Source organism: Paenibacillus baekrokdamisoli (genome assembly GCF_003945345.1).
GTDB classification, from domain to species: Bacteria; Bacillota; Bacilli; order Paenibacillales; family Paenibacillaceae; genus Paenibacillus_Z; species Paenibacillus_Z baekrokdamisoli.
Genome location: NZ_AP019308.1, coordinates 4,606,177 through 4,631,864 on the forward strand (window position 1 = coordinate 4,606,177; position 25,688 = coordinate 4,631,864).

Below are 25,688 nucleotides of genomic sequence, written 5' to 3' on the forward strand. Positions count from 1 at the left end.
ATTCATATGGGGAACGAATATAATGATTATCAAGCTTATACGGTAGGCCTAACCGAAATTGCACAGGCTCAGATGCATGTAAAAGAAGTAGCTGCCCGCACACCCTTACAGCATAATCGGGTATTATCCAGCCGTTATGGCTGCACCGTGCTGCTCAAGCGTGAAGATCTTCAAGTCGTTCGCTCCTTCAAGCTTCGTGGTGCCTATCATCTGATCAAATCTTTGCCAGCAGATAGACTCGCTCGCGGCGTGGTATGTGCAAGCGCCGGCAATCATGCGCAAGGTGTCGCTTATTCCTGCCAAACCCTTGGCATTCCCGGTAAAATCTATATGCCAAGCACGACCCCGCGTCAAAAGGTGAATCAGGTTGCCTTTTTCGGAGGTCCTGACGTAGAGATCATTCTCACTGGTGATACGTTCGATGATGCATTCAGCGAAGCCATTATCGCTAGCCGCAAGGATGACCTTGCCTTCATCCATCCCTTCGACGATCCGAAGATCATTGCCGGCAATGGAACCATCGGCAAAGAAATCATGGAAGCTGTTGAATCCGAACCTGATTTCATCTTCGTGACGGTTGGCGGAGGCGGCCTGGCCGCTGGTGTCGGTGCCTATGTGAAAGCCGTCTCCCCGAATACGAAGCTCATCGGCGTAGAGCCAGAGGGTGCCCCTTCTATGCGAGCTTCGCTTGATGCCGGAGAAGTGATCACACTTAACACGATTGATAAATTTGTTGATGGTGCAGCAGTCAAGCGCGTTGGTGAAATAACCTTCCGCATGTGCCGGGACTTCCTTGATGATATCGTCCTCGTCCCCGAAGGCAAAGTATGTACGACGATACTTGATCTGTATAACGAGAATGCCATTGTAGCTGAACCCGCAGGTGCGCTTCCGATTGCAGCCCTTGATCTATATCGTGACCAAATCGCTGGAAAAACGGTGGTTTGTGTCGTTAGCGGCGGTAATAATGATGTTGATCGCATGCAGGAAATTAAGGAACGCTCCCTCGTGTTCGAAGGCTTGAAGCATTATTTCATGGTTAACTTTCCGCAGCGGGCTGGTGCATTACGCGAATTCCTTGATCAGGTTCTTGGCCCGGATGATGATATCACTCGCTTCGAATATACGAAGAAGCATAATAAGGACAATGGGCCGGCCTTAGTCGGCATTGAGCTGAAGCATCGTCTAGACTATGAAGCGCTTGTGGAGCGTATGAATAATAAAGGACTTCAGTTCGTTGAACTAAATAAAGATCCCGTTCTATTTAATCTGTTGATTTGAGACACTTTGCTCGAGCACCCACAATCCAATCCGATTGGCGGGTGCTCTTGTCGTTACAAGGAATTCATAAACTGCTTACTCTTGCTTGACATTCCTCCACTATGCTACTACTAAGAGGTGGTTTGCCATGACTCGTTTGAAAATCCAAAGCAACCCAAAACTATTGATTCTGTATGCCTCTTATGGTGATGGCCACCTGCAGGCAGCAAGAGCCATTCGAGATGCACTTGCTGATCGCGGTATCGAGAATACCGTACTCATCGATTTGCTCGCCGAAGCTCATCCTTTCATTAATGAAATGACTAGACGTGTGTACATGAAGAGCTACTCCATGCTGCCTGGCTTATATGGCTGGTTATACGATCGAACAAGACCGATGAAGCATGATTCGCTGTTTGCCAGCTGGCTTCATTCCTTCGGGCGTGAGCGTCTGCGCAAAATACTAATTGCTCAGAAGCCTGATGCGGTCATCCACACCTTCCCTCTACTTGCTATGCCTGCTTTGAAGCAGCGAACAGGTTTGCACATTCCTTCTTATACGGTTGTCACAGACTTTGACCTGCACTGTCGCTGGGTTCACCCCGATATTGACCGTTATTATGTGCCCACTCCGGATATGCAGCAGGAGCTTATATCACTTGGCATTCAAGAGCGCCGAATATGCATCAGCGGCATTCCACTCAAACGGGGGTTCCGCTCCCTCAGCATTGATCCCTCGCTCCGAGCAAGCTATGGACTCTCAGCAGCCAAGGCGGTTGTGCTTGTCATGGCTAGCGCACAAGGGACACTTTCCGTTCTGTCAGACATCCTGACTACTTTGCTGCTTGAATCGGATGTCACTCTTGTAGTCGTCTGCGGACGAAATGACCTCCTTGCCTCCACACTGCGCCAATTGTTCAGCAGCGCCGTTGATACGGGGCAGCTCCGCGTATTCGGCTATATCGAACGCATGCATGAGCTCATGGCGTTAGCTACTTGTATTGTTACCAAATCTGGGGGTGTTACTCTAGCCGAGGCCATGGCAGTTGGCTTACCCATCTTCACCTATCGGCCTGTACCCGGCCAGGAGCGCAATAACGCGCTGTACCTAGAAGGCAAGGGCGCAGTGACCATCGTCCAAACACCCGAGCAGCTTTCTTTTAAAATTATAGAACTACTGCGCGATCCGATTCGTATATTAAGTAGAAAAACTTCACTCCAGAAACTACAACGAAGGAATGCCGCCGATACCATCGCCTTGGATTTTTGTTCCAGCTTGCATATAATGAAAGGATCGGTTGCTATCGTACAGCGATAGCACTCACTTCGTTCTATCTAGACAAGCTTGAAATAAGGCAGGAGTGATTGTAATTAGAAAGCGTTGGTTTGACCCGGAAATCACGTTATTTTCGGTTATTCTGTTTATTGTTGAATTCGTGCGAGGAGCTGTCTTAATTAGCTTCTTGCCCATTTTCGGAGAGAAATCACTGGGCTTATCCCTCAACATTATCGGTGTTGCCATTACTGCGCACTATCTGACCGATACGCTTCTGAAGATGGCCATTGGTTATCTGCTTGATCGCTTCTCGATTCGATTCGTCGTCCATATTGGTTTGCTCATTTCTTTAATCGGCATCATCATGTTCCAATTCTCCTATCAGCCTTGGGTATTTATTCTGGCCGCAGCTCTGTATGGTGTTGGTATATCACCTATATGGATTGTCTGTTTGACTAAGGTATCCGAGGAACATCGGGCCACACAGATGGGATTTCTATACACTGTTTGGTTCATCGGAATTGGCTCTGGACCGATTGTGAGTAATATTTTGTTAGACATCAGCAAGTCATTTACCTATTACCTATTGCTTAGCTTCTCCATTCTCAGCTGGGTCCTTGCTCTATTCATTAGCAATCGCAAGGTATCTGAGACGGTATCGCTCCCGATTCGCCAGCAGTTCAGTATTCTGATCGAGCGGCTGCGTCACATGAAGCTGCTGCTTCCGGGGATGGTGCTCCAGACGATGGGTGCTGGGATGCTGATTCCAATTCTGCCTAGCTTCGCTGAAGAACGGCTCGGCTTAAACGGCAAGGAGTATTCCCTTCTGTTACTTGCAGGGGGCGCACTCACGGTACTTGGCCTCATTCCACTTGGCCGATTATCGGACAAGCTTGGGGGGAAGAAATGGTTTCTCGTGCTTGGCTTCTGCTGTATTGGCGGCGGTTTATATTTCTTAGGACTTGAACCCCCACTATGGCAGTGTATCCTGCTTACTGGAGCGCTTGGGCTGTCGTACGCTGCACTGCTGCCAGCCTGGAATGCGCTGCTTGCCAACTATGTCCCTCCCATGCAGCAGGGTCTTGGTTGGGGGATTTTCTCCACCGTGGAAGGAATCGGGGGCATGATAGGCCCTGTAATTGGCGGTACGCTGGCCGCTTGGCAGGGGCAGACCAGCGTTGTTTGGTACAGCGCCATTCTATATGGCCTAATTGGTTTTTTCTATATTTGGTTTCCGTTCCGTGCGTTCACGGATAGCGGCAGCATCGTGAAATAAACAGGGGGATATTAAACACTATGAATCAGATTCAGGAATGGATGCATGAGCTTAAACAGATCGACTTAGAACATCTACAGCATACGCTGGAGAGCTATTCCGCTTACGGACCTCTTCCTGGCATTCTTCTGCCGCTTGTGGAAGCTTTCATGCCAATCCTGCCTTTGCTGGTATTCGTGGCCGCCAATGCCAATATCTATGGGCTTTGGCTCGGTTCGCTCTATTCTTGGATAGGTGTAAGTGCCGGCTCTATGCTTCTCTTTTGGGTCGCTCGCAAGCTAGGCGGACGGGTCGGCAGCTGGCTCCGACGGCGCTTCCCTAAGGCATCAGGCGTACTTAACTGGATTGATCATAAAGGCTTTTCGCCCATTTTCTTATTTGCCTGTTTCCCATTCTCACCTTCTGCACTTATTACTGTGGTATCCGGGTTAAGCAATGTTCCCTTCCGCTCCTTTGCACTTGCCGTGCTGCTGGGCAAAGCGGTCATGATTTTCAGCATCTCACTGCTTAGCTTCAATATCTCCGATCTGGCTAAGGAGCCCTGGCGTCTCCTACTAACTGCCGTTCTTATCGTTGCGATGTGGTTCGGCGGCAAGAAGCTAGAAGCTCGCTACCAGGTCAAATAACATAAAACATAAGGAGAGGGCGTGCAATCAGCTTGCAAATTGGAAATTTCCCTCTTATTAGCATGATGAACGCGGTTGCTACTTCAATCGTCCTCTTCGTGGCTGCCGCTCTCATTGGAGCGATGTTCCTCATGATCCGGTTAATGAGCGATGGTTCGGACAAGCACAGCGAATTGAAGGCATTCGTGGAAACCCTATTCGGGTCACCGGCACATTTAAGAACCGGAAGCGACGGTAATGAGCCGCCTATTGAGGGAAAGGAAGCAAACGGTCAAACGAAGCTTACTTCTGCGGAGCCTTATACCGAGTTATGTCCTGCATGTGAGGAAACCGTTACCCATGAGCATGAACAGTGTCCCTCCTGCGGTCTTCGACTGCTTTAGCTGCGAAGAGGTACTGTGATTTTCTTCAAAATTTGCAGTACATACATAGTGAAGAAGCGTTTCTTGTTATCGCCTGCACATAGTTTACTTTCACTCGTGGCAAACTGTAGAAGGATTTTCTCGCAGCAACGCTTGAATTTGACCATCAGGAGGTACAAGAATGTCAGGCGAACAACCTTCCAATGTACAGCGCAAAGCAAGCAATGCGCAGTCTAAAGCAGATCAAACGGGTATAGGCAAGAAACAGGCTAGTGAAGCACAATCGGCAGCGGATCACCGCGCTTATCCGAAGCATGGCTTGTAAGAGTCGCCCTATTCCTATAGAAGGAGGAGACAGCTATGAGCGAAAAGACCGAGCATTTTGAGATGGATCCCCTCTCTGGAGAGCCCGTCGAGGTTGATGGTGTCTATAGAAATCAGTGGGGGCGTGAGGAGAAGCTGGACCGTGGAGAGATCTTCCCAGCCGACCAGCAAATGGGTACAGCAGAATGGGAGTTAGTTGAGCTCGACTTCAGCAACCACCATGAAGGCACGACCGATCCTCGCCTAGTTCCCAAGAAAAAAATTACGCAAAAGGAAGCTCATCTCCAGCATCCCAGACGTCACCCGAAAATGGGCGACAACTAATAAAACGCCCTTGCCTTTGCAGCAATCAGCTGCTTGGAGGCAAGGGCGTTATTAGTATTATTCTATCCCGACGGCATCTGACTCTTCTCGCTGAAGCACTTGATCCGAGATTCGATCAAGCCTGCGAAGGTGATAGGCATATTCCAGCATAGAAGAAGCAACGAAGACCAGACGCTTATTTTCGCCCGGATCCTCCTGCAAGTAATCGGTCAGCTGCTTGATGAGTCTGGCCTCACGCTCTTCCTCAGGCTCGATAGACGCATGGGGCTTCATTTTCCCTTCCAGCTTCAACAATAGCTGCTCGTGGTACTTGGTCAGCTCCTCAATCTGTTGGTCCAATCGCTGTGCCCACTCTCCTGCTCTTGGAGCGGAGAAATAATGCTCCTCCACCACATCAAGCAAATCGACACCTTGGCTCAGCACCTTAATCAGCTGTTTGGATAAGACCAGCTGCCTAGCCCGAGCAAGCTTGCGACGCGGCAGCAATGAACGTTCCTCCTCGAATAAAAGATACCGCTCTTGCAGCTTGCGAAGCGTCTGATGCAGGTTCTCAGTCTCTCTGCGATGCACATCTTCTTTCATTTCATTGGAAATGGCCATCCGCAACAGTAAAGAGAGCTGACCATAAGCCTCATGCACCTGTGCAATGAATTGCTTACGGGGACGAGGGGGAAATATAAGTGCATTCACCACGAACGCTGCGCCCATACCGGATAATACCATGGAGAAGCGTTGAACAGCAAAGAGCCAGCCCTGCTCATTGGCCTCCATGACAGCAACGACCGTTACGAGTGTAAGTCCAATGGAACTCTCCATATGAAGCCGAATACTAATCAAAATAACGATAACACATACAAATCCAACGGCGAGCGGTGTCTGACCAAGCAGCTTAACAGCTGCTATCGCGACCATAGCCCCAAGGAAGTTTGTTTGCAGCTGGTCCGTTACTTGCTGCCAGGAACGGGAGATGGAGGGCTGAATGGTGAAGATGGCAGCGACTGCTGCAATGATCGGTGACGGGAAACCAAGCAAGCCGCTCAAGTACATGGCAAGCGCTACAGCCATCCCCGTCTTTAGAACACGTGCGCCAATCGTCATAGATGCTTCACCTGACCTTGCACGTCAATCGGTGCCTCTCTCTGCCCATCTGATTCGACGGCTTGAAGTGCAACAACCGTCTCAGTGACAGCTTGTCCATTGACTACCAGCAATAAACGATGCTGGCCCGGGTAATGCTTACGTGTCGAAAGATCCTTCCAGTCAAGCTGCTTCTTACCTTCTACCCTTTGACCTTGGGCAATCGTTCGATCCATGAGTAAGAACCGCTTCTGGGATACCTTGCCGTTTGCCTTTACATAATCAACACCGAGCTCCACTCTTAGTTTAAGTGGAACTTGCGAATGAATATCAATCGAATAGCGCAGCCTTGTCTTCTCGCCAATGCGAGCATCTGCCTGTTCTGCATCGAGGGATGCAGCCCTTACCGAGCTTGCTGCTACTTCTCCTTCATAGCCGAATAGGGCCAGCGTCGTTGGATCCGCTGAACGTAGAAGCGAGCGACAGGCACGGCGGACAATCCAATCCGTCCATGTATGCTTGCCTACCCACTGAGCGGCTAATTCCCGAACAATATCAGGATGATCCTTGGCAATATCATTCAAATTATTGGCAACACTCTTACGAACATAGAGCGATGGATCACATTTCAGCTGCTCCAATATCGGCAATATTGCCGAAGGATCGCGCTTGAACATCGGTAGTGCTGGTGCCCATGGCAGCCTCGGACGACAGCCTTCAGTTGCTAATCGGCGAACATGCTCACTATCGCTCTGTGCCCATTGGCGCATTTGTGCCATCGTTCGATCGGTCTGAGCAAGCAGGAACGGTCGAATAGCGAACTCCGCTGACGAGCGTGATGTGAACCGCTCCAAAGCCTTCATCGAGAGTTCCCAATGATCCGCTCCATACACCTCAACAAAGTCAGGGAAAAATAAATAGGGAAATCCTACGCATCGCTCATCAATGGCGAACAATACGTCAAGAGCCTTTATATATTCAGCCGGCAGTGTCTCTCCAAGCGATTCCGTAATGCGCCGGATACGTCCCTTTAGCTCTAATTCATCCCAACCATCTGCCATAACTAGCGCGGTAAACCGATTGGCTTCAAAAGAAGTCCACTCTGATTGAACCAGCGCTCCAAACTGTGTTATAAACGTCCTATTATACATTGCCTTTAATGGTTCGGCCATCTCTCTTTATCGCCTCCTTCAGCTATTATAGCTGATTCGACGATACGAGCAAAAGAACTGACTTCCATATCGATCAGACATCTCTTCTCATATTCCTTAGAGCGACTAAAGACTCGCCTAGACTAGCTTCTCTCACTATCTATACGGTTACGGTTAATAGACGTAACCTTCCCGCCTGATCCCTCTGCTTCGGAACGCTCAGCCGGCTCTGAGTAAGGCAAAATAATCTCAAAGGTCGTGCCAATGTCCACTCGGCTGTGGACATGAATACTTCCATGATGATTATCAACGATCTTATAACTGACCATTAGTCCGAGTCCTGTTCCCTTTTCCTTGGTCGTATAGAATGGCTGGCCGATCTTGGACAGTTGTTCCTCCGGTATGCCCGGCCCATAATCCTCGATTCGCACGATGATACGATCACCCTCCAGCATGCATGCCATCTGAATACGACCGCCATCATTCATCGCTTCAATAGCATTCTTAAGCACATTAATAAAGACTTGCTTCAGCTGATTCTCAACCCCGCGGACCCATAGCGGCTCCTCGGAGATCGTCGATTCAATCTCAATATTATGTAAGATTGCTTCCGTATCGAGCAATGTTACCGTATCCTTGATGATACCGCGAATATCCTTATGTGCAAGGTCATAAATTTGCGGCTTTGAGAGCATGAGCAGCTCGCTTACAATCGACTCGATTCGGTTTAATTCCGATTTCATAATATCGAAGTAATTCTTATTGCTGTAACGGCCGGACGCAATTAGCTGTAGAAAACCCTTCAAAGAAGTCAACGGATTCCGAATTTCATGCGCGATACCCGCCGCTAACTGGCCTGCTACGTAAAGCTTCTCTGAATTGATGAGCAGCTCCTCATTCTTCTTACGCTCCGATATATCTCGAATGATAAATTGAAAGACCGGCTTACCCGACAGCTTCGTGCAGGTCTTCACCACTTCCGTATGCAGCAATTTTCCTTGTACCGTAACCCAATCCAGTTCAATAGGCCCCTGCTGTCCACCCTGGCCCGTAACTTGAAGCATTCCCTTCATAACAGGATGAAGCTTGGTCTGAAGGTTCAAAAAGACGCTTTTACCCAGCATGTCCAGATCATTCTCCGCTTCGAACATTTGCAAGCCTGAGGCATTAATATAAGCCCAATGGTCATCACTAATAACCGCGATCATGTCCATGGAGTTCTCAACAAGCAGCTTATATTGTTCATTCATGGCACTATAACGGCGGTCAACGAACCTAGCAAGCAGACTGAATGCAAAAATAACAAGTGTAGCGATACCTAAGACAACAGCCAACAGCCGCATATATTCATTCAATCGATCAGCGGTCATGACAACTGTATAGACGGCCGTGAATGCTTCCAGCCCAAATAACTGCATCGCGATTCCTGCCATACCAATCATCAGACCAGACAATAAAACATATGAACCGTTCTTCTGTTCATATAAGTAAAAGGAACAAACCGTACCCGCAAAACCGAGGGAAAATGCCAGAATAGCTAGCCCCATGTTGACCTCATATTCTTGGATATGATTACTCAGAAGACTAGAATAAATCAAGAGATTCGTACCCGCAGACATGAATAAACTGCTCACGAAGAGCCTGAGTACAAATGGCCATTTCGAGCCAAGTACCCGAAAAGCGCAATAAGCGCTTATCATAATCCCTAGCAGCTTGAAAATAGAGGTCCAATCAATCATAATCATCGAATCCGTCGTGATCAGCATAATAAAATGACTGACCCAAAGCCCGAGCCCATAGACGACAGACCCACTGAGTAACCAAGAATGCCGCAGCACCCGGACAATCCTTAAATGGCCAACCATATTGTACATCGTAAAGGAAGCAAATAGATTAATAGATAATGCTAAGACCAAAAACATCCACTTATCGGAAACAATCAGTTCGCTCATACCGATCCTCGATTACAGAATTTTCTAGTAATGACTCCAATAAATTCGACATTTTCCCATATAATCCTTTTTTCTTTGACATGAAAATTCCATCTAAGCAGGAATGCCTTACCTCTGTCTCTGTACTACATTCTTAAGGTATACTAGAGTTATAGACGAATAAGGAGAGGATTCACTCATGGTAAAAATATTAAAAGAGTTTAAGGAGTTTGCAGTTCGCGGTAATGTACTCGATCTAGCGGTCGGAGTTATTATCGGGGGTGCCTTCGGCAAAATCGTGACTTCGATGGTAAATGATATTATTATGCCTCCTATTAGCAGGCTTTTAGGCAAGGTCAATCTTGCTGATATGTTTATCAATATTTCACCTGACACCACAAAGGCACATGCCTCGACCCTTGTAGAAGCACGTGCCAATTCTGAGGTTGTCATTGCATACGGAAACTTCCTCAATGTGATCCTTGATTTTACGATTGTGGCATTTTGTATCTTTCTTATGGTTAAAGGCGCCAACACACTCCGCCGGTTCCAAGCCAAAGAGACGGAGCCAGCAGCGCCAACGGATAAAGAATGCCCTCACTGCTTGTCCAAGGTTCCAATTAAAGCAACACGCTGCGGCCATTGCACTTCTTACTTAAAGGATGCACCTGAGGAGATCGAAGGAGGCCTTGCTTAATTTGAAAAAGGACCTTCCCCGTATTGAAGAAGAATACTTCGACATCTACGATGATGAGGGACGATTAACTGGCACAGCAAGCCGCAGTGAGGTGCATGCCAAAGGCTATTGGCACCGCTCCTTTCACTGCTGGCTCGCTCGCCGTGAGGATATTCGCAAGCTCGTTATGTTCCAGCTGCGTCATGCGGATAAAGATACCTTCCCTCGCTGCTTTGATATAACAGCTGCCGGGCACTTAGCAGTGGGTGAATCCATGCGTGATGCGGCAAGAGAAGTCCATGAAGAGCTTGGTGTCGAGATCTCCTTCAACGAGCTTCTACCGTTTGGAGAAACCAGAAAGGAATCAGCCGGCATCGCACAAGGCATTCCTTTCATCGATCGTGAGATCAGCGACGTGTTCGGGTTTGTTTATGAGGGAGACCTCACTTCCTTAAAGCCGCAAGTCGAGGAAGTGGCTGGTGTCTATGAGGCAGAGCTTGAGTCGATGATTGCGCTGTTCGAAGGGAAGCTCCAGCAAGTTACAGCTGCGGGCGTCGAAACGGGTCAAGACGGGAAGCTGCAGCATACTGCTTGTATAGTAAGGGCCTCGGACTTTGTCCCCAGGCCTTCCTCTTACTATTCGGAGATGTTCCGCGCTTTACTGAAGCACGTGTAAGCCGTGAACGTGATGCGGAGCTGCCTCTTACAGGCAGCTTCCGACTCCTGCGCATGCTGCCCTTGTCTACATTTACTGCGGCTTTGCCCCTCATGCGTTTACTACCGCAGCTCCTCTTACTACCCCGAAAGGCTTTCACTTGTGTACCAAGGATGCTTCCTTGGCTGCGATAACCCATCGCCCTCTCCCAATTCTGATACCATTGATCTATCAAGCCATGGATATTATAGAACATCGTACTTTGTGGAGCGAAATCAAAATCATTCAATGCCCCTTCCCCATAAATTCGAGCTGCCTCTTGATGAATACAGCCATGTACATTAGAGCTTTCAAGAAACCGTCCCAGCTCATCTGCTGAAGCAAAGGAACGTGGATTAAAGCGAATACGATTCTCCGCTCCTTGATCGTAACAGGAAGTATTCCGGATCTCTTCCGGTACGTTCGTCCATGGAGCGACGAGCTTAGGATCATAGCCCTGCTGATAGTACCATTGCAGCGCCTTGGCTATATACTGTCGATGAAACTGTAAAAACTCCGTGCCGTATCCCGTTGGCAATTTAGACGGATCGCTGTGATGATGCGAATGATGCCAATGTTTATGCTCCTCTAGGAGCGACGCCGGAAAACGAGGTATATTGGGCATAACCGTTCCCCCCAGCCTTCTATTTATTACCTCAGTTTATGCCATAAACCCTATATCCGTTCAAACTCCTATCCGAGCATAGGCAGCTTAACTCCACAAAAAGCCGTCAACGCTACATGCGTTGACGGCTTGCTTGGGGCAAGGCAGTGAAGTTAGTTTCAGCAATGATTGTGATTGTTGTTTATATTGCTTAAGTTGTTACAATGGCCGCCAGATACGCAAATATCAAACGTAATGCGGACGTTACAGCACTCTCCGAATACGCAGCTAATGCGGACACAGGAGTTGTTGCCTTGGTGAAAAAAAGTAACGACGTTACAGTTGGTGCCGATAAGCGCTTCAACACCTCTGCGGTTTCTACAGCGGATAGCACGAACTAGTTTAGCTGCGACATTGGCATTTTTGAGCTGACAGAATAGATCACATAGATCTGCACCTGCTTCTTGCATAGCCTCTACCGCCTGGTCCTTCTGATTACAACAGGTATTGGAGATACGAGCACGGCCAGTGCGAGCAGCCTTGATGTTCTTGAATTTTAATTTAGCTGACACTGATCTTCCTCCTTTCAAACGATCTTACCTTAATCTATGAAAAGGAGGGGTCTGGCGAATGGACAAGAAGTACCTGATAAATGTTTGTTCTGAGTCTCTTGAAATCCACATAGGCAGCTGCGTCCAAGGATATTGATCCCTATCAAAATACGGCATCCCCATGTGGAATGCCGTTACTTGTACTCCTTTCAAAGCGTCATGATGAACAAGAAGAACTAGGATCCCTTAATGGATGTCTGCCCCTGCTGCCCCTGCTGCACTTGCTGCTCTTCCTTCTTACGCGGTGAACGAATAATATCTACCAGTAAATATAAGACAGGCACCGTACATGTGATTAGGAGTATGGTCGTTTCGCTGTAATTCGTAATTCTCTCTACAATTGCAGCTGATTTAAACATAAACAAGGATAAACAAACCATCGTCATCCCCATTAAATAAGCGAAAGGCTTATGGTCTTTCAATCCGAGCGTATGCGTCAATCCAAGCACGGAGACAAGAAGAAATAAACTTATTTTGAGAAAGATACTGAATAACCAGAAAACAATCAGAAGAGGATCCAAATTTTCAAGAAAAGCCCCCGCTCGAATATAGCGGACCAGCTCAAGTGCAGGAGAGGCCAAAGTAGCGGTTAGCTCAGGACCGAACAGTAAAATCGTAGTGATGATAACGGCCAAGGTGATGATCACCGCAGTGAATGCTGCCCATACTAACGATCTCATTATCTTTTCGGGCTGAACGAAATAGGGAAAAAAGTATATGATGAAACCCATTTCTCCAAACAAGGCCGTAATGATTAGGATGCCGTTCCAAGTGCCTCCTAGATCGAAATTGGTTACAAAAGCAACAGCCATGTCAACGTTCACTTCTCTTGCGGTGAATAACGGAAACACCAACACGGAAATGATGCTAAAGAAAAATAATCCCTGCGCGCTGCGGAATATCATTACAGGCCCGGAACGTACACTCTGAACAATGCATAACCCAAATATAGCTGCAACTGCCCAATCCGGTGTTTTCGGCAGGTAGTTTTGCACGATAAAGTCAACTAATTGACGTAATATGAAAGCCGCCGTAAACATATTGGCGCATATGAGTAGAGTAATCAGAGGATAATGGATCCATTTGCCCAGGATTTCATGACCGTATTGTCCAAAAGATCGCGTAGATCTTCTTAGACTTAGCCGATAAGCTAAATAGGTGATGGTACAGCCACAGACACTTCCCAATATAACGGAAACCCATACCATAAATCCGGCATTTCTCACAAGAGCACTAATCAAGAACCCAATGATGGTGGAAAAAAGAAATTGGGAGAAAAGCATGTAAAGCTGCAGCTGCGTGATTCGTCCCAAAGTGAACCCTCCTTCATGTTCAAGCAAACAACAATTTCTGGATTGGACTAAATATGGAGTCAATAAGAATACCTAACGATAGCTTCTCGTCAAATAGATAGATCACTTCGATACAGAGCGTCAGGAAACAAGCGACTGCAATGACAAGCCATTTGGTTCTTCGTTTTCGATTGTTCCTTTGTAAATACAGCCATTCAAAATAGACGACCAACCCGAAAATAGCGGCGATGGGAATCATTTTGCAGCCTCCTTATCAGGAAGTAATCTGTTCCATTCCGGATTCTGTACAGCGCCCGTCCACTTCATTACCATTTCGATCTTTGTATCGACCCTGACTTTGGCTGAGAAATACGCTCTCCAATCCTTTTTGATTACTTTCCACTTTTGCGGATATCGCCACTTGATGTAGTTACCCAATTGAAAGACATCACTTTCTGCTGTTTTGGATTTGGCAAATGCTTGTCCAATACGTCCTTTAAGCTTGTCTGCTAACCTTTGTTCAAGCAGTTTCATGTCCTTTTGGACTGTCAAATCCATCGTCGATTCAGTCGAGAGCAGATTGGCATTTGCTTTGCACGTAATCAGGAATGAAATTTGCTTTCCGTTAATTATCGGTTTTATTTTGGTTGAGGCATGCTGAACATAGAAACTAACTGTTTTCCCATCTGTTGGTGAGGATACGTTAAATTCAGCTTCTTTTGTTTGCCCCAGAATCCATAATGCGCCTCTAGATTCCTTTGTATTTAAGGTGCTCACCATCTTACCCTGCTTGAAGATCGCTGCACCGCCTGCCCTTAACCAATTATTACCTTTACTGTCGGACTCATCCCCCGCCTCTCCGAAAACAAGTATGGGCATAACCATATCTCCTCCATTAAAAATGGCCATCAGCATATCTTTGATCGTCATCGATATGGATTCATTCTCTTCCGAGAAATCAGATAGAATATCACTCGGGAATTTCTCAAAGGTAGTGGAGATGTCAGCAAGCTGCTTTGCCGTTCCATTCATCACAAATAAATTGCCATTGATATGAATAGCCGGTTCTCGGGCCAAGAAATCGGCGAACGGTTTAATGCCTTTTTGCGCAAACTTCTTGCTGATCACTATAGACCGCAGCTGCCCCAACGTTATTTCCCGGGGCAAATCAGCCTGAATTTTGCGGTAGGCCTGCCCGATATCTTTTCCCGTCTTCGTAATAAAGGTAAAGGGCTTAGTAGATTGTCCACCTGCTGAACTGCCTGCTTTTCCTGCGCTCAGACGGCTGGGCAATGGGAAACCCAGCGTCAATTCAATACCCGTATCATGATAATCAAGGACCAGAATACGGGCAAAGGCTCTATCATTGAGCTCCACCGAGGACCAGCAGCCGCCCAGTAGACATAATGGTAAACAGGCAAGAAGAGAGATTAGAAGCTTGCTTGAAGATTTCATTGCACTTAATCTCCTCCCTCCTCTGGTGTTTGTGACCACTTGCGTGGTTCCGCCGCTTGTCGACGCTTGGTTGCGCCGCTAAAGGACGGACGGGTTTTAATCGCCCACCACGGTGCCCTTATGAACGTATCCTTAAGATCACTTGGCTTTAACGGAGTCAATGGCGTCAGATAGGGGGTACCAAACGAACGCAGTTCCACCAAATGAAGGTAAAGCAAGATGATCGCACAGGCAATTCCGAATAGGCCGAATAGCCCAGCCATAATCATGATCGGAAACCGAAGCAGCCTGAAGGCAAGCCCTAGTCCAAAGTGAGGAATGATAAAGGAAGCGATTCCGGTTACAGATACGATGATGACCATCGCAGCCGATGCGATTCCGGCCTCAACCGCTGCAGTACCAATGATTAGCGCCCCAATGATGGACACCGACTGCCCGACTGCCTTAGGGATTCTTATTGTGGCTTCGCGAAGTGCCTCGAAAGAAATCTCCATCATAAATGCTTCCACTAAAGCAGGAAATGGCACAGCTTCCCGGGATGACGCTACTGTAATGAGTAGATTATCTGGAATCATATCAGGGTGGAAGGTGGTAATGGCCACATAAACGGAAGGCAGCAGCAGCGACACGAAGAGAAAGAGAAACCGGACCAATCGAATCCAGCTTGCTGCAATATACCGCTGGTAATAATCTTCCGCAGCCTGCATGAGCATGAAGAGAGTTGTGGGAGCAATAATGGCAATCGGATCGCCATCCACCATGATAGCAACGCGGCCTTCAAGTAAAGCAGCGCAAACCACATCGGGTCTTTCCGTACTCTGTAATTGAGGAAACGGAGAGTATGGATTATCCTCGATCTGCTCCTCCACATAACTCGATCCGAGAATGGCATCTATATCGATTTGCAACAAACGCTTCTTTACATCGTCTAATAATTGAGGCTTGCATGTCCCATGCAAATAAGCGATCGCCACAGACGTACAGGTTAACCTTCCTAATTGCAGCATCTCGATCTTAAGCGAAGGGGTTTTCAACCGTCTGCGCAATAAGCTGATATTGGTTTCCAGATTCTCTATGAACGCTTCACGGGGACCGCGGATAACGGCTTCATTGGGCGCCTCATCAATAGCCCTCTTCTCAAATGAGACAAGCGAGAGTTGAAGCATTCTTACTTCTCCATCAATAAGCAGTACGACATTTCCATTCAGAATCGTACGTAAAGCGCCTTCGATGGAATGATGTACGTTTTGTTGAGCGATAGGCAGAGCCTTATTGTCGAAAAAGTTCTTGACGAATTCATTCGCTGGCAGAGAATGATCAAAGGCATGGAGCACATTCAGAACACTCAGCTGCATAGCCTTTTGGTCTATCATTCCCTTGATATATACAACAGCACATGCAAGCTGAGGGCCCGCATTGAATCTGTGGTACACAACATCAGAGCTATTCACAAGATGCTTTTGCAGAAGCTCCAGCTGCTGTTCGATCTTGCCCAGCCCTTTTCCATGCAGCTGCATGCTATCGCTGTGAGGCCGGAATAGATTGCTCCGGGAAGAAGGAGCGGTTTGATAGCCCTTCCTTTTTTTGAGCCAATTAAGTAGGAACATAGTTACCCTCGTCCTTTTATTTGCCTTTATGTTCCCACCATGCCTAATTTTTCATACATGGATTGAAATCTGTGGATTGTTTTATAAAAAATGACAAACCTGTTATGATCTTATTACCTCCTTTTCTGGCACTTATAGTAGAATTGAAAAGGATTGTGTCGAACTAACCCTGCCATGAACGCACTCATGGTTAACCTCAACTTGTAAGGAGTGTTCGGTTTTTCATGCTGTTTAACTCATACGTCTTTATATTTGCTTTTTGGCCAATTACTGTTATCGTTTATTTCCTGCTGAATCGCTTCCGCTTCGTCTTTGCAGCGAAGTGTTGGCTGGCCTTATCCTCTTTATTCTTTTACAGCTGGTGGAATATTAGCTATCTACCGCTTATGCTCGGTTCCATTGCCTTCAACTACACGGTCGGCAGGCTTCTGCAAGCTGCTGGGTCAAGTTCTGATGAAAGTACTGAGCATCAGAGCCATGCACGTATTAGAAGGAGAAAGACGCTGCTCGTTATCGGTATTACCGGCAATCTATTGCTTCTTGCTTATTACAAGTACGCTGATTTCTTCTTAACGAATGTATCCGAAATCACTGGCCATGATTTCCCGCTCTTAGGACTGATCCTTCCACTGGGCATCAGCTTCTTCACCTTTACCCAAATTGCTTACTTAGTGGATGCGTATCGAAGTAAAGCGCGCGAGTACAACGTGGTTAGTTACGTGCTCTTCGTTACGTTCTATCCCCATTTGATTGCAGGACCTATTCTGCATCATAGTGAAATGATGCCTCAATTCGACCGATTACGGAATAAAATTTGGAATTGGCAAAATGCCTCCAAAGGGATTTACATTTTCTGCATCGGCTTGTTTAAGAAAGTCGTTATCGCAGATACCTTTGCCGAATATGCGAATGATGGATTCGCTGGTGCCGTCCACTTCGTGGATAGCTGGGTCGCTTCGCTTTCCTATACCTTCCAGCTTTATTTTGACTTTAGTGGATATACGGACATGGCAATTGGAGCTGCGCTGCTGTTCAACATTAAGCTGCCGCAGAATTTCAACTCACCGTATAAAGCCCTTAGCATTCAAGATTTCTGGCGGCGCTGGCATATGACACTCAGCCGTTTCCTGCGTGATTACATTTACATACCGCTCGGTGGCAATCGCCATGGCGAATTCAAGATGCTGCGCAATCTCGTCATTACGTTCCTGCTGGGCGGATTATGGCATGGAGCAGGCTGGACGTTCATATTCTGGGGCTTCCTGCACGGCTTTGGACAAGTTATTCATAGGTTCTGGGGCAAGCTTGGTCTAACCATGCCGCGCTGGGTCGCTTGGTTTGTAACCTTTATGTTCATCAATGCCACTTGGGTATTCTTCCGGGCTAAGGATTGGGGAGAAGCCATTCGTATATTGAAAGGAATGACCGGTATGGCGGGTGTAAGCCTCTCTGAGGTTAAGACATTGGCACCGGGCATTCTACTGATTGCGATCTTTCTTCCTATTGTTGTCTTCGCCTCCAATTCATCTGAGCGAATGAATGCGCTTCGCCCATCTTGGAGAACGGCACTGTTCATCGCTATTCTATTTATTGTCTCGCTGCTTTACTTCAACCGTATTAGTACATTTCTCTACTTTAATTTCTAGAAAGGGGGAGAACGCTTTGCAAGCATCCTCATCCGTACCCGGCGTGAACCGGAAACGGCAATCGTCCAGCTCGAACTCGCGATTTACCGCTAGAGCAGGTAGGCGTATGCTCGCTTATTTTGCTACCTTTGCAGTCCTAACTGCCGTCTTAGTCGCGATGCTCACTTCGTTTATCGATCCGCTGCAGTTTTACCATAAAGCTTCCTGGTATTCACCTGTGTTCTCAAGTGAACAACGTTACCAGAATCCAGGGCTTGCACGAAACTATGAATATGACACCATCATTATCGGAACTTCAATGACGGAGAATTTCATTCCTACCGAAGTGAACAAGGCACTTGGGGGCAATACGTTAAAGCTCTCCATACGTGGATCAACAGCTGATGAGCATTTCAAAATCGCAAGCCTTGCTCTTAAAACGGGGAAGGTCAAGAAGGTGCTCTGGGGTCTTGATTATTTTTCCTTGAAGACAGGCGATCAAGAAGCTGCTGGCCCTTTTCCAACCTATCTTTATGATGACAAGCTATGGAATGACTACAAATATTGGTTTAACTATTCCGTCTATGAACAGTTCTTCAAGGGGATTATGAGAGAGCTTAATGGCACGGCTCCGCAAAACATTAACTACTTGTATAACTGGAGCCATCAAGTCTCCTTTGGCAAAAAATATGTTCTCAATGCTTATAAGAAAGCGAAGGTGGAGGAAGCTTACTTCGGTTTAAACGAGGAGCCTTTGGACGTTATCAAGAAGAACTTCAACGATCATATCCTAGCTCTCGTAAAAGAATATCCGGATGTTGAATTCAGCTTCTATTATCCGCCCTACAGTGTATTGCGGCAGTCCATTTGGAAAGATACGAATGCTCAGCGGTATGACAATCAGCTCGCTATGAAGACCTGGATGTTCAAACAATTCAATGCGCATGCCAACACACGCGTGTACGATTTTCAATCTGAATCGGATTGGACTTATAATTTGGATTTGTACAAGGATCTGTCTCACCACAATCAAGACGTCAACACATGGATTGCGGAAGCTATTGGCCGGGACGATGATAAATATAGAGTTACGGAGCAAAATGCCGAATCCTTCGTCGCCAAGCTTAAAGACCAAGTGGATACCGTCGTTGTCGATTCCAAAGGCAATCTGAAGAATGTTCAAGTGCGGTTGCAGCAAGGTGATCAAGAGAAAAATTTGACCTTTAGCAGTAAATCGATTCCGAGCGACGATGAGCTATTCGTGCCAGCCAAAGAGGCTGCAGCTGCTTTGAATGCTTCCATGAAATGGGATCAAGCTTCCAAAACTCTTGTGTGGGAGCGAAAGGGCCATATTGTTAAAGTTACAGTCGCCAGCAAGCAGGCTTTGGTTGATAATAAGAACGTCGATATGCCTTATCCAGCTGAGCTTATTGGCGGTAAGACATTAGTACCGATTGGCCAGTTGGCTGGCATGCTTGGATTTAATGTGAAGAAGGAGCAAGTGAATGAGCAAAATTTTCGCTTCCTAATTCAATAAAGCTTTTCTGTTTGATTATCTGAACATTTATTGTTCTTACTAATCAATACTCCTGCATACGATGTACAAGAGGAGTTTGTATAGGGAGGTGTACCCTTGTCAGAGCAGAAAGCAATACCAGCATCGATCATTTATCAGGCTGATGCTGGACATAATAACGTTATTCATAACACGAGAAGGAAATTACATGAGCTATGCGCCGGGCATATGCATCGTGCCATCCGAGTGGAAACGGTAGATGGCATCGTATATGAAGGAATGATTACACATGTAGATCGTTGTTTTCTTTACCTGCACTGCGTGCCCGTTTTGGGAGACGGACGTGCTTTTTTCAATCCAAACAGTGCCATTATTCCACTTGTACTTTACGAACTTCTAGTCATTACCCTTCTGTACACCTAGTGACACATATCTGCTGCTCGCTTCATAATCTGCCGGTAGACGCTCTTTGCGTCACCGGCTTTTTCTTTTTGATACAGGTACGAATAGATTGGGTAAGTTGGGTAAGTTAGAAGTATATCTTCAAGAAAACCTTGGAAAGCATGGATAATTGCAGGGCAAAGAGTAAACATTATTAAAGGCTCTAAACCATAATCAGTGCTTGCCATCACGAAGTACAAAGCGAAGCGGACGGAATCATTCTGAAGAAGCGATAGCGTTCGCCTTTGTCTCCTTATTTCTACCCCTAAGGGATAGAATCAAGAAATAGGGAGACAACAGCGATCGTAAGAATGATCCGTCCGCGCAGCGGCCTTCTGCGCATCATGCTTCGAATTTATCAAGCACTTATTTCAGTGTTGAGCCTTACTAACATGTTAAAAAAGTATTAGCAAACTAAACATGTCACTTACCCTACCTTTATAAGGAACTAAAGGATTTGAGTTACAATCAGTTTACCAAAACAAATGGAGGTGCACAGAATGACAAAGGTCATCACCTTTAAGAATCGTTCCGTACCTGTCCACTATCCATCCGAGCAAATGAGCTATATTGATCTCCTTCATAGCAAGCTGCTGGAAATGGAATTCAACTTTGATTTTCGTAAAAAGTGGAAGCGGATCAAGTCCGTCGAAATGATACGAGACGTGGCTATATTACAATATAAAGACGGCACCAAGCTTTATTTGGAAGTCTGCTAAACGAAAGCGGCTGTCTTCCTTTCCAATCCGTTCTGGATTGGGGAGGTAGACAGCCGCTTTCGTATTAGATGAACATGCTGCGGAGGTTTTCTACGGTGTATAACAAATTTCATTAATCGGAATCCGTCATATATTTATACCCAACACCCCAAACGGTTCGGATATATTTGGGCTCCTTCGGATTCTTCTCCACCTTGCGGCGAAGATTCACGATATGTACATCAATGGCACGATCGGTTACAAAAGAATCAAATCCGCGAATCGCATTAATGAGGTCTTCACGACTGAACACTTTACCTGGATGATTCAAGAATAGCTTCATAAGCTCAAACTCTGAGAATGTCGTTACTACAAGGGTCCCGTGAACAAGCAGTAATCTCCGTTCGGTATCCAGCTGGATGGGCAGCTCTATTCGTTCGCTGTTACCCGTTTGCCCAGTGCCGCTCTCTTTGCTGCTTAAAGTAGCAACAGGCTGCATCAAAATAGTCCTACGTATGAGCGCTGCCGCACGGGCACTCAGCTCATGCATACTAAAAGGCTTACATAAATAGTCGTCAGCACCCGCGCGCAAAGCCTGAATACGTTCGGACACCTCTTGTTTCATCGATACGATCATGATAGGTAGGTTGGATGTCTGCCTGATCTTGGCGCACAGTTCTGTTCCGTCCCAATCTGGAAGTATAAGATCCAATAGTAATAAATCTGGAACGAACTGTTCGAGCAATTCTAAACCGCTCTCTCCGGTGAGCGCTTGCCGCACCTCGTAGCCTTCTTCCGACAAGTACATCGACAGCATATCGCTCATCATGACATCATCTTCAACAATCAATAATTTGTACATTGATTCACCTCACGATGGAATCGAAGATTTGACCTTCTGGGCTTGTTACTCTCAATATACAATAGGCAGGGCTAGTCAACAATAGATTGTTAGAAAAATGTTAGGAATCGCTGTCGAAACTTGTCTCTTCTGTTAGAAAAGTATGAATCATCGGTGCCAGGACAAGCTGTATGCGATTGGCAGCTGTACGAATGGCATCATCGTCGTAATTCTCTATCGGCATTCTCAGTTGTACTTCTAACTGCTCTGCTGCAAGGGCCAGCTCTGAAGCTGAGAGATTGCCTGCCACACCCTTGAGGGTGTGCGTCAATCGCTTTGCCTGACTATAATCACTGCCAGCTAGTGCATGCTGCAGACGTTTGTCGAAATCGGCGTATTCACGTACAAATAGCTTTATCATATGATTCAGGATATCGCGTTTACCGTTGACCCGCTCTAACGCAGCCGCTGCATCCATTCCAGGAACCATGAGGTATAAATCATTCTCATGCGACTTAATGGGCTCATAGGCTTCACGCGCTGCCTCTTTATCCTTGCTCGATTTGATTCGATGATCTCCGCCCTTACGCAGCCACTTGCTGATGACTTCAAGCATAAGCTCCGGCTCGATCGGCTTCGTTAATACATCATTCATACCAAGACGAATATAACGCTCATGGTCTTCGCTTATAATATTCGCAGTTAGGGCTATAATTGGCATTCGGTCATACTTGGAATCGGTCCTAATGATCCGTGTTGCTTCGTCCCCGTCCATCTCTGGCATATGAATATCCATCAGAATCAGATCCCAGTTGCGCTCATTCAGCTTATCGAGCACTTGCAGACCACTCTCAACGACCTCCACCGTAAAGCCCCACTCTCGTAAGTGCTCCATTGCAACCAGCTGATTAATCTTATTATCCTCTGCAAGTAGAATCGTACCCTTAATCGACCTTGGCAGCTGAACGGCTGACGTTGTCTCCCTAACGCTGCTAGTATGATCACCCGCTCGATCCATAATCGCTATCAACGCCTGATATAAGCTAAGCCGACTTACCGGCTTTACGAGAATAGCATCCGGCCTGTCGGCCGTGGATAGCTTGAGCAGCTCTTCTCGGCCATACGTCGTGGTTAATGCTATCGTCTGAACATTCGCTTGCTTCGCTTGATGATGAAGGTCCAGCCAGGTCTCTTCACCGAACATATCTGCCATCTCAAAATCAAGCAGTAAAACATCGGGGCGCCCCCCGATGCCTGCCCGGGTTAATCTTTCCTTCGTACTCTTCCATGAGTGAAGTCTGATCGTTGAAAGTCCCATATCCTCAAGCTCCGTACATAAGCAGTCCCCAAGGAGCGGGCTATCTTCAAGCACCCATACCGCCATTTCTAGGTTACGGGCAATGAGGAAACGATTTAGCCTTGCCGGAGCCTCTACAGCAAGCTCTAACGTAAAGGTGAACTTGCTCCCTACCTTTTCTTGACTGCTGACTTCGATATAGCCACCCATCATTTCAACTAAGCTCTTAACAATAACGAGTCCAAGACCTGTTCCGCCAAACTTACGATTTGCCGCTGCATCCACTTGAACAAACGGCTTAAACAGCTTATCCAGCTGCACTGTGGAAATGCCCCTACCCGTATCTTCGACAATAAAAGCTATTCGTGCCTGTCCCGAAAATTGATTTTCCAGCAATTTTAGTGTGAGCTTAACATGGCCATGCTCGGTAAATTTAATCGCATTAATACATAGATTAAGAAGAACCTGCTCGATCCTCAATGAATCACCTATAAGCAGCTCAGGCAAATCGCTAGGTGTCTCAATAATGAATTCGAACTGCTGCTTGCCGCCAACGAATACCGTTAGCAGATCTGTAAGTCGATGGATCATTTCAATCGGGTCAAACGAGACCTCATTCAATCGGATCTTACCGGCTTCTGCTTTGGCAAAATCCAGGATATCGTTGATGATCAGCAGAAGCGCTTCCGATGAAGCACGTGTCTTGTTGAGATAATCCTGCTGAACCTCTGTTAGTTCCGTCTTTTGCATAAGTCCGCTCAATCCAATGATTCCAGCTAGCGGTGTGCGAATTTCATGGCTCATCCGAGCGAGGAAACTACTCTTCGCCATATTCGCCTCTTCCGCTTCCCGCTTCGCCAGCTCAAGCTCAGCCTGCGCAATTTTCTGCTCCGTGATATCCCTTGCAATACAGGAGTAGAACATCTCACCCGTCTGATCATCTCGGTGTACGACGAGAATTTTGGATACCGTCACTAGCTCCCCCTGCATCGTTCTTAACCCTGCTTCACTCTCTTGATAGCCAAGCTCCTTCGCATCCTCGATGCCTTCCAGCAGCTCATCAATTGTTTGTCTAGGAAGCAGCATACCAGCGTATTCCCCAGCATCATGGTCCTTGCTTCCCTCCGGGATGCCAAGCAGTGCTCGCCCTGCGGGATTCAAATAGAGCAGCTGCCCCCATTCATTGAAAGAAGCAATCAAATCCTTGGCCGCTCCCATAACCTCCAGCTGTTGATATCGGGCCTTCTCCGCCTGCTTTTGCATCGTATTATCACGAGCCATACCCGTTACACCGATAAATCGTCCCTCTGCATCACGGATCCCATTGGAGCTAAAGAAGACTGGAATACGAGATCCATCCTTACGTTGAAAGTTCCATTCCCGCTCATAGCTGAAATTCTCAACCCGTAAAGCCTTGAAGACAGAATCATCCGGCGGCACATAATAGCCAAGCCGCTGACTTAGCAGCTCCGCTTCTTTTCTCAGATCTTCCGGATCAATAAAGAGTGTACCCGATGCTCGATGAAGAACCTCTTCGGCAGAATAGCCAAGCATCCTCTCTGCTGACTGACTGAAATAAATAACGCGGTATTCCGCATCAAGCACGATATACGCAAACTGGTTCTGATTAATGATCGCATCCATACGGCTGAACGTATCCCCTAATCGAATGCTCATCTCATTCACGGAATGAGACAGCTTTGCGAGCTCATCATGGCCTTTGTGCTCAATCATAAGCGTACCGGTATTAAAGTTCCCCGCTGAGGCCGCTTCAGTAACCACTAGAATTTGCTTGATTCGCTTTACAAGATAACTGGAGTATAAGAAAAACAATAGAATGATTATGAGTTCTGCAGCGATGATCGTTAGTATCGTCCGCCACAGAATAGGAATAAGCGGTCGCTCCATTTCGCGAACAGGAACCTTCAATGCGATATGCCAAGAAGTCCCCTCCACCTTTGCGTGGAATACGAATGATTCGCCTGCTGCTTCCTTCATTTTGCTGTAGCCCTTGTTCTCTGTAAGCATGCCTGCTGTAATAGAATCAGGAAGTTCTCCCGCTGTAAGATAACGCTGCTGCTGAGCATTATTCTCGTTCGGACGCGCTACGATGAGACCATTATCGGTATATAAAAAAGAGGAATCTGCCGATTCCACTTGAAAATTCAAAAAATCGCGATAGAGCCGCTCTGTCAATATAGCGGCCTCAATCGCACCTACAACTTGATCGTATTCATCAAATACAGGAACATCAATAATAAAAATATGCGTTGATCTTCTAATGAACGGATCAGAGACGAACGTTTGTCCACTCATCACAGTGGAGAAGGAAGGTTCTCTGTGAATATCAATGATTGATCCATCGCTAAGTCTGGCAATTCCATCCGGGTCAACAAACCCGATTGTTGTAAAATCCGAGTCTGTACGAGTTGTCTCCTTGGAGAAATAACTCCATCGTTCTTGAGCAGATTTCAACCGTACTTTATCGGTCCGACTCATGATTTCGATTGCAGAGCGGCGAGCAGCTACCCAAGCGGATAAATGATCAGCTGAGTCCTGCACTTTGGTGTACGACTTATCGATAAGAGCATCTATGATCGTCTGCCTAGCGGCCGTATAATTACCATGTCCTACCAAGCACAAAGGAACAGAGGTGATTAGAACAACGAGAAGGAGCACTTTTGTACGAAGCGAAATAGTCCTCAAACGTTTATCCCCCAACAA

The 25,688-nt window shown here is 46.8% G+C and carries 23 protein-coding genes; 13 read left to right on the plus strand and 10 right to left on the minus strand.

Annotated elements, in window-relative coordinates; all coding sequences use genetic code 11:
- The first annotated feature begins 6 nt into the window (after nt 1-6).
- The 7 genes from ilvA (at nt 7) to EKN16_RS20260 (ending at nt 5,448) form a co-directional block, all read left to right on the plus strand.
- Nucleotides 7-1,281 (plus strand): threonine ammonia-lyase IlvA, encoded by a 1,275-nt coding sequence (gene ilvA, locus EKN16_RS20235; protein WP_125666457.1) that lies wholly within the window; start codon nt 7-9, stop codon nt 1,279-1,281.
- 127 nt (nt 1,282-1,408) lie between these two features.
- Complete coding sequence (locus tag EKN16_RS20240) at nt 1,409-2,578, plus strand: MGDG synthase family glycosyltransferase (RefSeq protein ID WP_125661343.1); 1,170 nt, start codon at nt 1,409-1,411, stop codon at nt 2,576-2,578.
- Nucleotides 2,579-2,621: 43 nt separating this feature from the next.
- The gene (locus tag EKN16_RS20245; RefSeq protein ID WP_232015872.1) at nt 2,622-3,812 is read left to right on the plus strand and encodes an MFS transporter; all 1,191 of its coding nucleotides are present in this window, start codon (nt 2,622-2,624) and stop codon (nt 3,810-3,812) included.
- 20 nt (nt 3,813-3,832) lie between these two features.
- Nucleotides 3,833-4,438, plus strand: a complete 606-nt coding sequence (locus tag EKN16_RS20250; RefSeq protein WP_125661346.1) for a TVP38/TMEM64 family protein — start codon at nt 3,833-3,835, stop codon at nt 4,436-4,438.
- A 32-nt stretch (nt 4,439-4,470) separates the two neighbouring features.
- A complete protein-coding gene (locus EKN16_RS20255; RefSeq protein ID WP_125661349.1) occupies nt 4,471-4,821 on the plus strand; it encodes a hypothetical protein in 351 nt (116 codons plus the stop codon).
- Nucleotides 4,822-4,981: 160 nt separating this feature from the next.
- Nucleotides 4,982-5,125 carry a hypothetical protein gene (locus EKN16_RS32360; RefSeq protein WP_164522902.1) on the plus strand — a complete coding sequence of 48 codons (144 nt, stop codon included), beginning with the start codon at nt 4,982-4,984 and terminating at the stop codon, nt 5,123-5,125.
- A 35-nt stretch (nt 5,126-5,160) separates the two neighbouring features.
- Entirely contained in the window at nt 5,161-5,448 is a 288-nt protein-coding gene (locus EKN16_RS20260; protein ID WP_125661352.1) for a transposase, read from the plus strand.
- Nucleotides 5,449-5,505: 57 nt separating this feature from the next.
- Here the strand turns inward: EKN16_RS20260 and EKN16_RS20265 are convergent, their stop codons facing one another.
- From EKN16_RS20265 to EKN16_RS20275, 3 genes are all read right to left on the minus strand, one after another.
- A complete protein-coding gene (locus EKN16_RS20265; protein ID WP_125661355.1) occupies nt 5,506-6,546 on the minus strand; it encodes an FUSC family protein in 1,041 nt (346 codons plus the stop codon).
- Complete coding sequence (locus EKN16_RS20270) at nt 6,543-7,697, minus strand: DNA alkylation repair protein (protein ID WP_125661358.1); 1,155 nt, start codon at nt 7,695-7,697, stop codon at nt 6,543-6,545. The genes EKN16_RS20265 and EKN16_RS20270 overlap by 4 nt, the downstream gene beginning before the upstream one ends.
- Nucleotides 7,698-7,819: 122 nt before the next feature.
- On the minus strand, nt 7,820-9,628 hold the full coding sequence (locus tag EKN16_RS20275) for an ATP-binding protein (protein WP_125661361.1): 1,809 nt from the start codon (nt 9,626-9,628) through the stop codon (nt 7,820-7,822).
- Nucleotides 9,629-9,806: 178 nt separating this feature from the next.
- Between EKN16_RS20275 and mscL the strand changes: the two genes are divergently transcribed.
- Together mscL and EKN16_RS20285 are read left to right on the plus strand one after the other, a co-directional pair.
- A complete protein-coding gene (mscL, locus tag EKN16_RS20280) occupies nt 9,807-10,304 on the plus strand; it encodes a large-conductance mechanosensitive channel protein MscL (RefSeq protein WP_125661364.1) in 498 nt (165 codons plus the stop codon).
- A 1-nt stretch (nt 10,305) separates the two neighbouring features.
- Nucleotides 10,306-10,959 carry an NUDIX hydrolase gene (locus EKN16_RS20285; RefSeq protein WP_232015873.1) on the plus strand — a complete coding sequence of 218 codons (654 nt, stop codon included), beginning with the start codon at nt 10,306-10,308 and terminating at the stop codon, nt 10,957-10,959.
- Between the two features lie 801 nt (nt 10,960-11,760).
- Here EKN16_RS20285 and EKN16_RS20295 read toward each other — a convergent pair.
- From EKN16_RS20295 to EKN16_RS20315, 5 genes are all read right to left on the minus strand, one after another.
- Complete coding sequence (locus EKN16_RS20295; protein ID WP_125661369.1) at nt 11,761-12,153, minus strand: hypothetical protein; 393 nt, start codon at nt 12,151-12,153, stop codon at nt 11,761-11,763.
- A gap of 215 nt (nt 12,154-12,368) precedes the next feature.
- Complete coding sequence (locus EKN16_RS20300) at nt 12,369-13,505, minus strand: GerAB/ArcD/ProY family transporter (RefSeq protein WP_125661372.1); 1,137 nt, start codon at nt 13,503-13,505, stop codon at nt 12,369-12,371.
- A gap of 19 nt (nt 13,506-13,524) precedes the next feature.
- Nucleotides 13,525-13,743, minus strand: a complete 219-nt coding sequence (locus EKN16_RS20305; protein WP_125661375.1) for a hypothetical protein — start codon at nt 13,741-13,743, stop codon at nt 13,525-13,527.
- The gene (locus EKN16_RS20310) at nt 13,740-14,939 is read right to left on the minus strand and encodes a Ger(x)C family spore germination protein (protein WP_125661378.1); all 1,200 of its coding nucleotides are present in this window, start codon (nt 14,937-14,939) and stop codon (nt 13,740-13,742) included. The genes EKN16_RS20305 and EKN16_RS20310 overlap by 4 nt, the downstream gene beginning before the upstream one ends.
- 5 nt (nt 14,940-14,944) lie before the next feature.
- Nucleotides 14,945-16,546 (minus strand): spore germination protein, encoded by a 1,602-nt coding sequence (locus EKN16_RS20315; RefSeq protein WP_125661381.1) that lies wholly within the window; start codon nt 16,544-16,546, stop codon nt 14,945-14,947.
- A gap of 224 nt (nt 16,547-16,770) precedes the next feature.
- On the opposite strand from EKN16_RS20315, the gene EKN16_RS20320 reads away from it, so the two are divergent.
- From EKN16_RS20320 to EKN16_RS20335, 4 genes are all read left to right on the plus strand, one after another.
- Nucleotides 16,771-18,192 (plus strand): MBOAT family O-acyltransferase, encoded by a 1,422-nt coding sequence (locus EKN16_RS20320; RefSeq protein ID WP_125661384.1) that lies wholly within the window; start codon nt 16,771-16,773, stop codon nt 18,190-18,192.
- 16 nt (nt 18,193-18,208) lie between these two features.
- Nucleotides 18,209-19,708 (plus strand): copper amine oxidase N-terminal domain-containing protein, encoded by a 1,500-nt coding sequence (locus EKN16_RS20325; protein ID WP_164522903.1) that lies wholly within the window; start codon nt 18,209-18,211, stop codon nt 19,706-19,708.
- A 96-nt stretch (nt 19,709-19,804) separates the two neighbouring features.
- Nucleotides 19,805-20,110: an acetyl-CoA acetyltransferase gene (locus EKN16_RS20330; RefSeq protein ID WP_125661390.1), complete on the plus strand. Its 306-nt coding sequence runs from the start codon at nt 19,805-19,807 to the stop codon at nt 20,108-20,110.
- A 518-nt stretch (nt 20,111-20,628) separates the two neighbouring features.
- Nucleotides 20,629-20,847, plus strand: a complete 219-nt coding sequence (locus tag EKN16_RS20335; protein WP_125661393.1) for a hypothetical protein — start codon at nt 20,629-20,631, stop codon at nt 20,845-20,847.
- A 112-nt stretch (nt 20,848-20,959) separates the two neighbouring features.
- Here EKN16_RS20335 and EKN16_RS20340 read toward each other — a convergent pair whose 3' ends face one another.
- Nucleotides 20,960-21,688 (minus strand): response regulator transcription factor, encoded by a 729-nt coding sequence (locus tag EKN16_RS20340; RefSeq protein ID WP_125661396.1) that lies wholly within the window; start codon nt 21,686-21,688, stop codon nt 20,960-20,962.
- 100 nt (nt 21,689-21,788) lie between these two features.
- Nucleotides 21,789-25,670 carry a response regulator gene (locus EKN16_RS20345; RefSeq protein WP_164522904.1) on the minus strand — a complete coding sequence of 1,294 codons (3,882 nt, stop codon included), beginning with the start codon at nt 25,668-25,670 and terminating at the stop codon, nt 21,789-21,791.
- Nucleotides 25,671-25,688 lie beyond the last annotated feature (18 nt).

What these genes read in the sequence shown, in the direction of transcription:
- ilvA (WP_125666457.1), top strand. Translation starts at nt 7, where the DNA reads ATGGGGAACGAATATAATGATTATCAAGCTTATACGGTAGGCCTAACC.
- EKN16_RS20240 (WP_125661343.1), top strand. Translation starts at nt 1,409, where the DNA reads ATGACTCGTTTGAAAATCCAAAGCAACCCAAAACTATTGATTCTGTAT.
- EKN16_RS20250 (WP_125661346.1), top strand. Translation starts at nt 3,833, where the DNA reads ATGAATCAGATTCAGGAATGGATGCATGAGCTTAAACAGATCGACTTA.
- EKN16_RS32360 (WP_164522902.1), top strand. Translation starts at nt 4,982, where the DNA reads ATGTCAGGCGAACAACCTTCCAATGTACAGCGCAAAGCAAGCAATGCG.
- EKN16_RS20260 (WP_125661352.1), top strand. Translation starts at nt 5,161, where the DNA reads ATGAGCGAAAAGACCGAGCATTTTGAGATGGATCCCCTCTCTGGAGAG.
- EKN16_RS20265 (WP_125661355.1), bottom strand. Translation starts at nt 6,546, where the DNA reads ATGACGATTGGCGCACGTGTTCTAAAGACGGGGATGGCTGTAGCGCTT.
- EKN16_RS20270 (WP_125661358.1), bottom strand. Translation starts at nt 7,697, where the DNA reads ATGGCCGAACCATTAAAGGCAATGTATAATAGGACGTTTATAACACAG.
- EKN16_RS20275 (WP_125661361.1), bottom strand. Translation starts at nt 9,628, where the DNA reads ATGAGCGAACTGATTGTTTCCGATAAGTGGATGTTTTTGGTCTTAGCA.
- mscL (WP_125661364.1), top strand. Translation starts at nt 9,807, where the DNA reads ATGGTAAAAATATTAAAAGAGTTTAAGGAGTTTGCAGTTCGCGGTAAT.
- EKN16_RS20305 (WP_125661375.1), bottom strand. Translation starts at nt 13,743, where the DNA reads ATGATTCCCATCGCCGCTATTTTCGGGTTGGTCGTCTATTTTGAATGG.
- EKN16_RS20310 (WP_125661378.1), bottom strand. Translation starts at nt 14,939, where the DNA reads ATGAAATCTTCAAGCAAGCTTCTAATCTCTCTTCTTGCCTGTTTACCA.
- EKN16_RS20315 (WP_125661381.1), bottom strand. Translation starts at nt 16,546, where the DNA reads ATGTTCCTACTTAATTGGCTCAAAAAAAGGAAGGGCTATCAAACCGCT.
- EKN16_RS20320 (WP_125661384.1), top strand. Translation starts at nt 16,771, where the DNA reads ATGCTGTTTAACTCATACGTCTTTATATTTGCTTTTTGGCCAATTACT.
- EKN16_RS20335 (WP_125661393.1), top strand. Translation starts at nt 20,629, where the DNA reads ATGACAAAGGTCATCACCTTTAAGAATCGTTCCGTACCTGTCCACTAT.
- EKN16_RS20340 (WP_125661396.1), bottom strand. Translation starts at nt 21,688, where the DNA reads ATGTACAAATTATTGATTGTTGAAGATGATGTCATGATGAGCGATATG.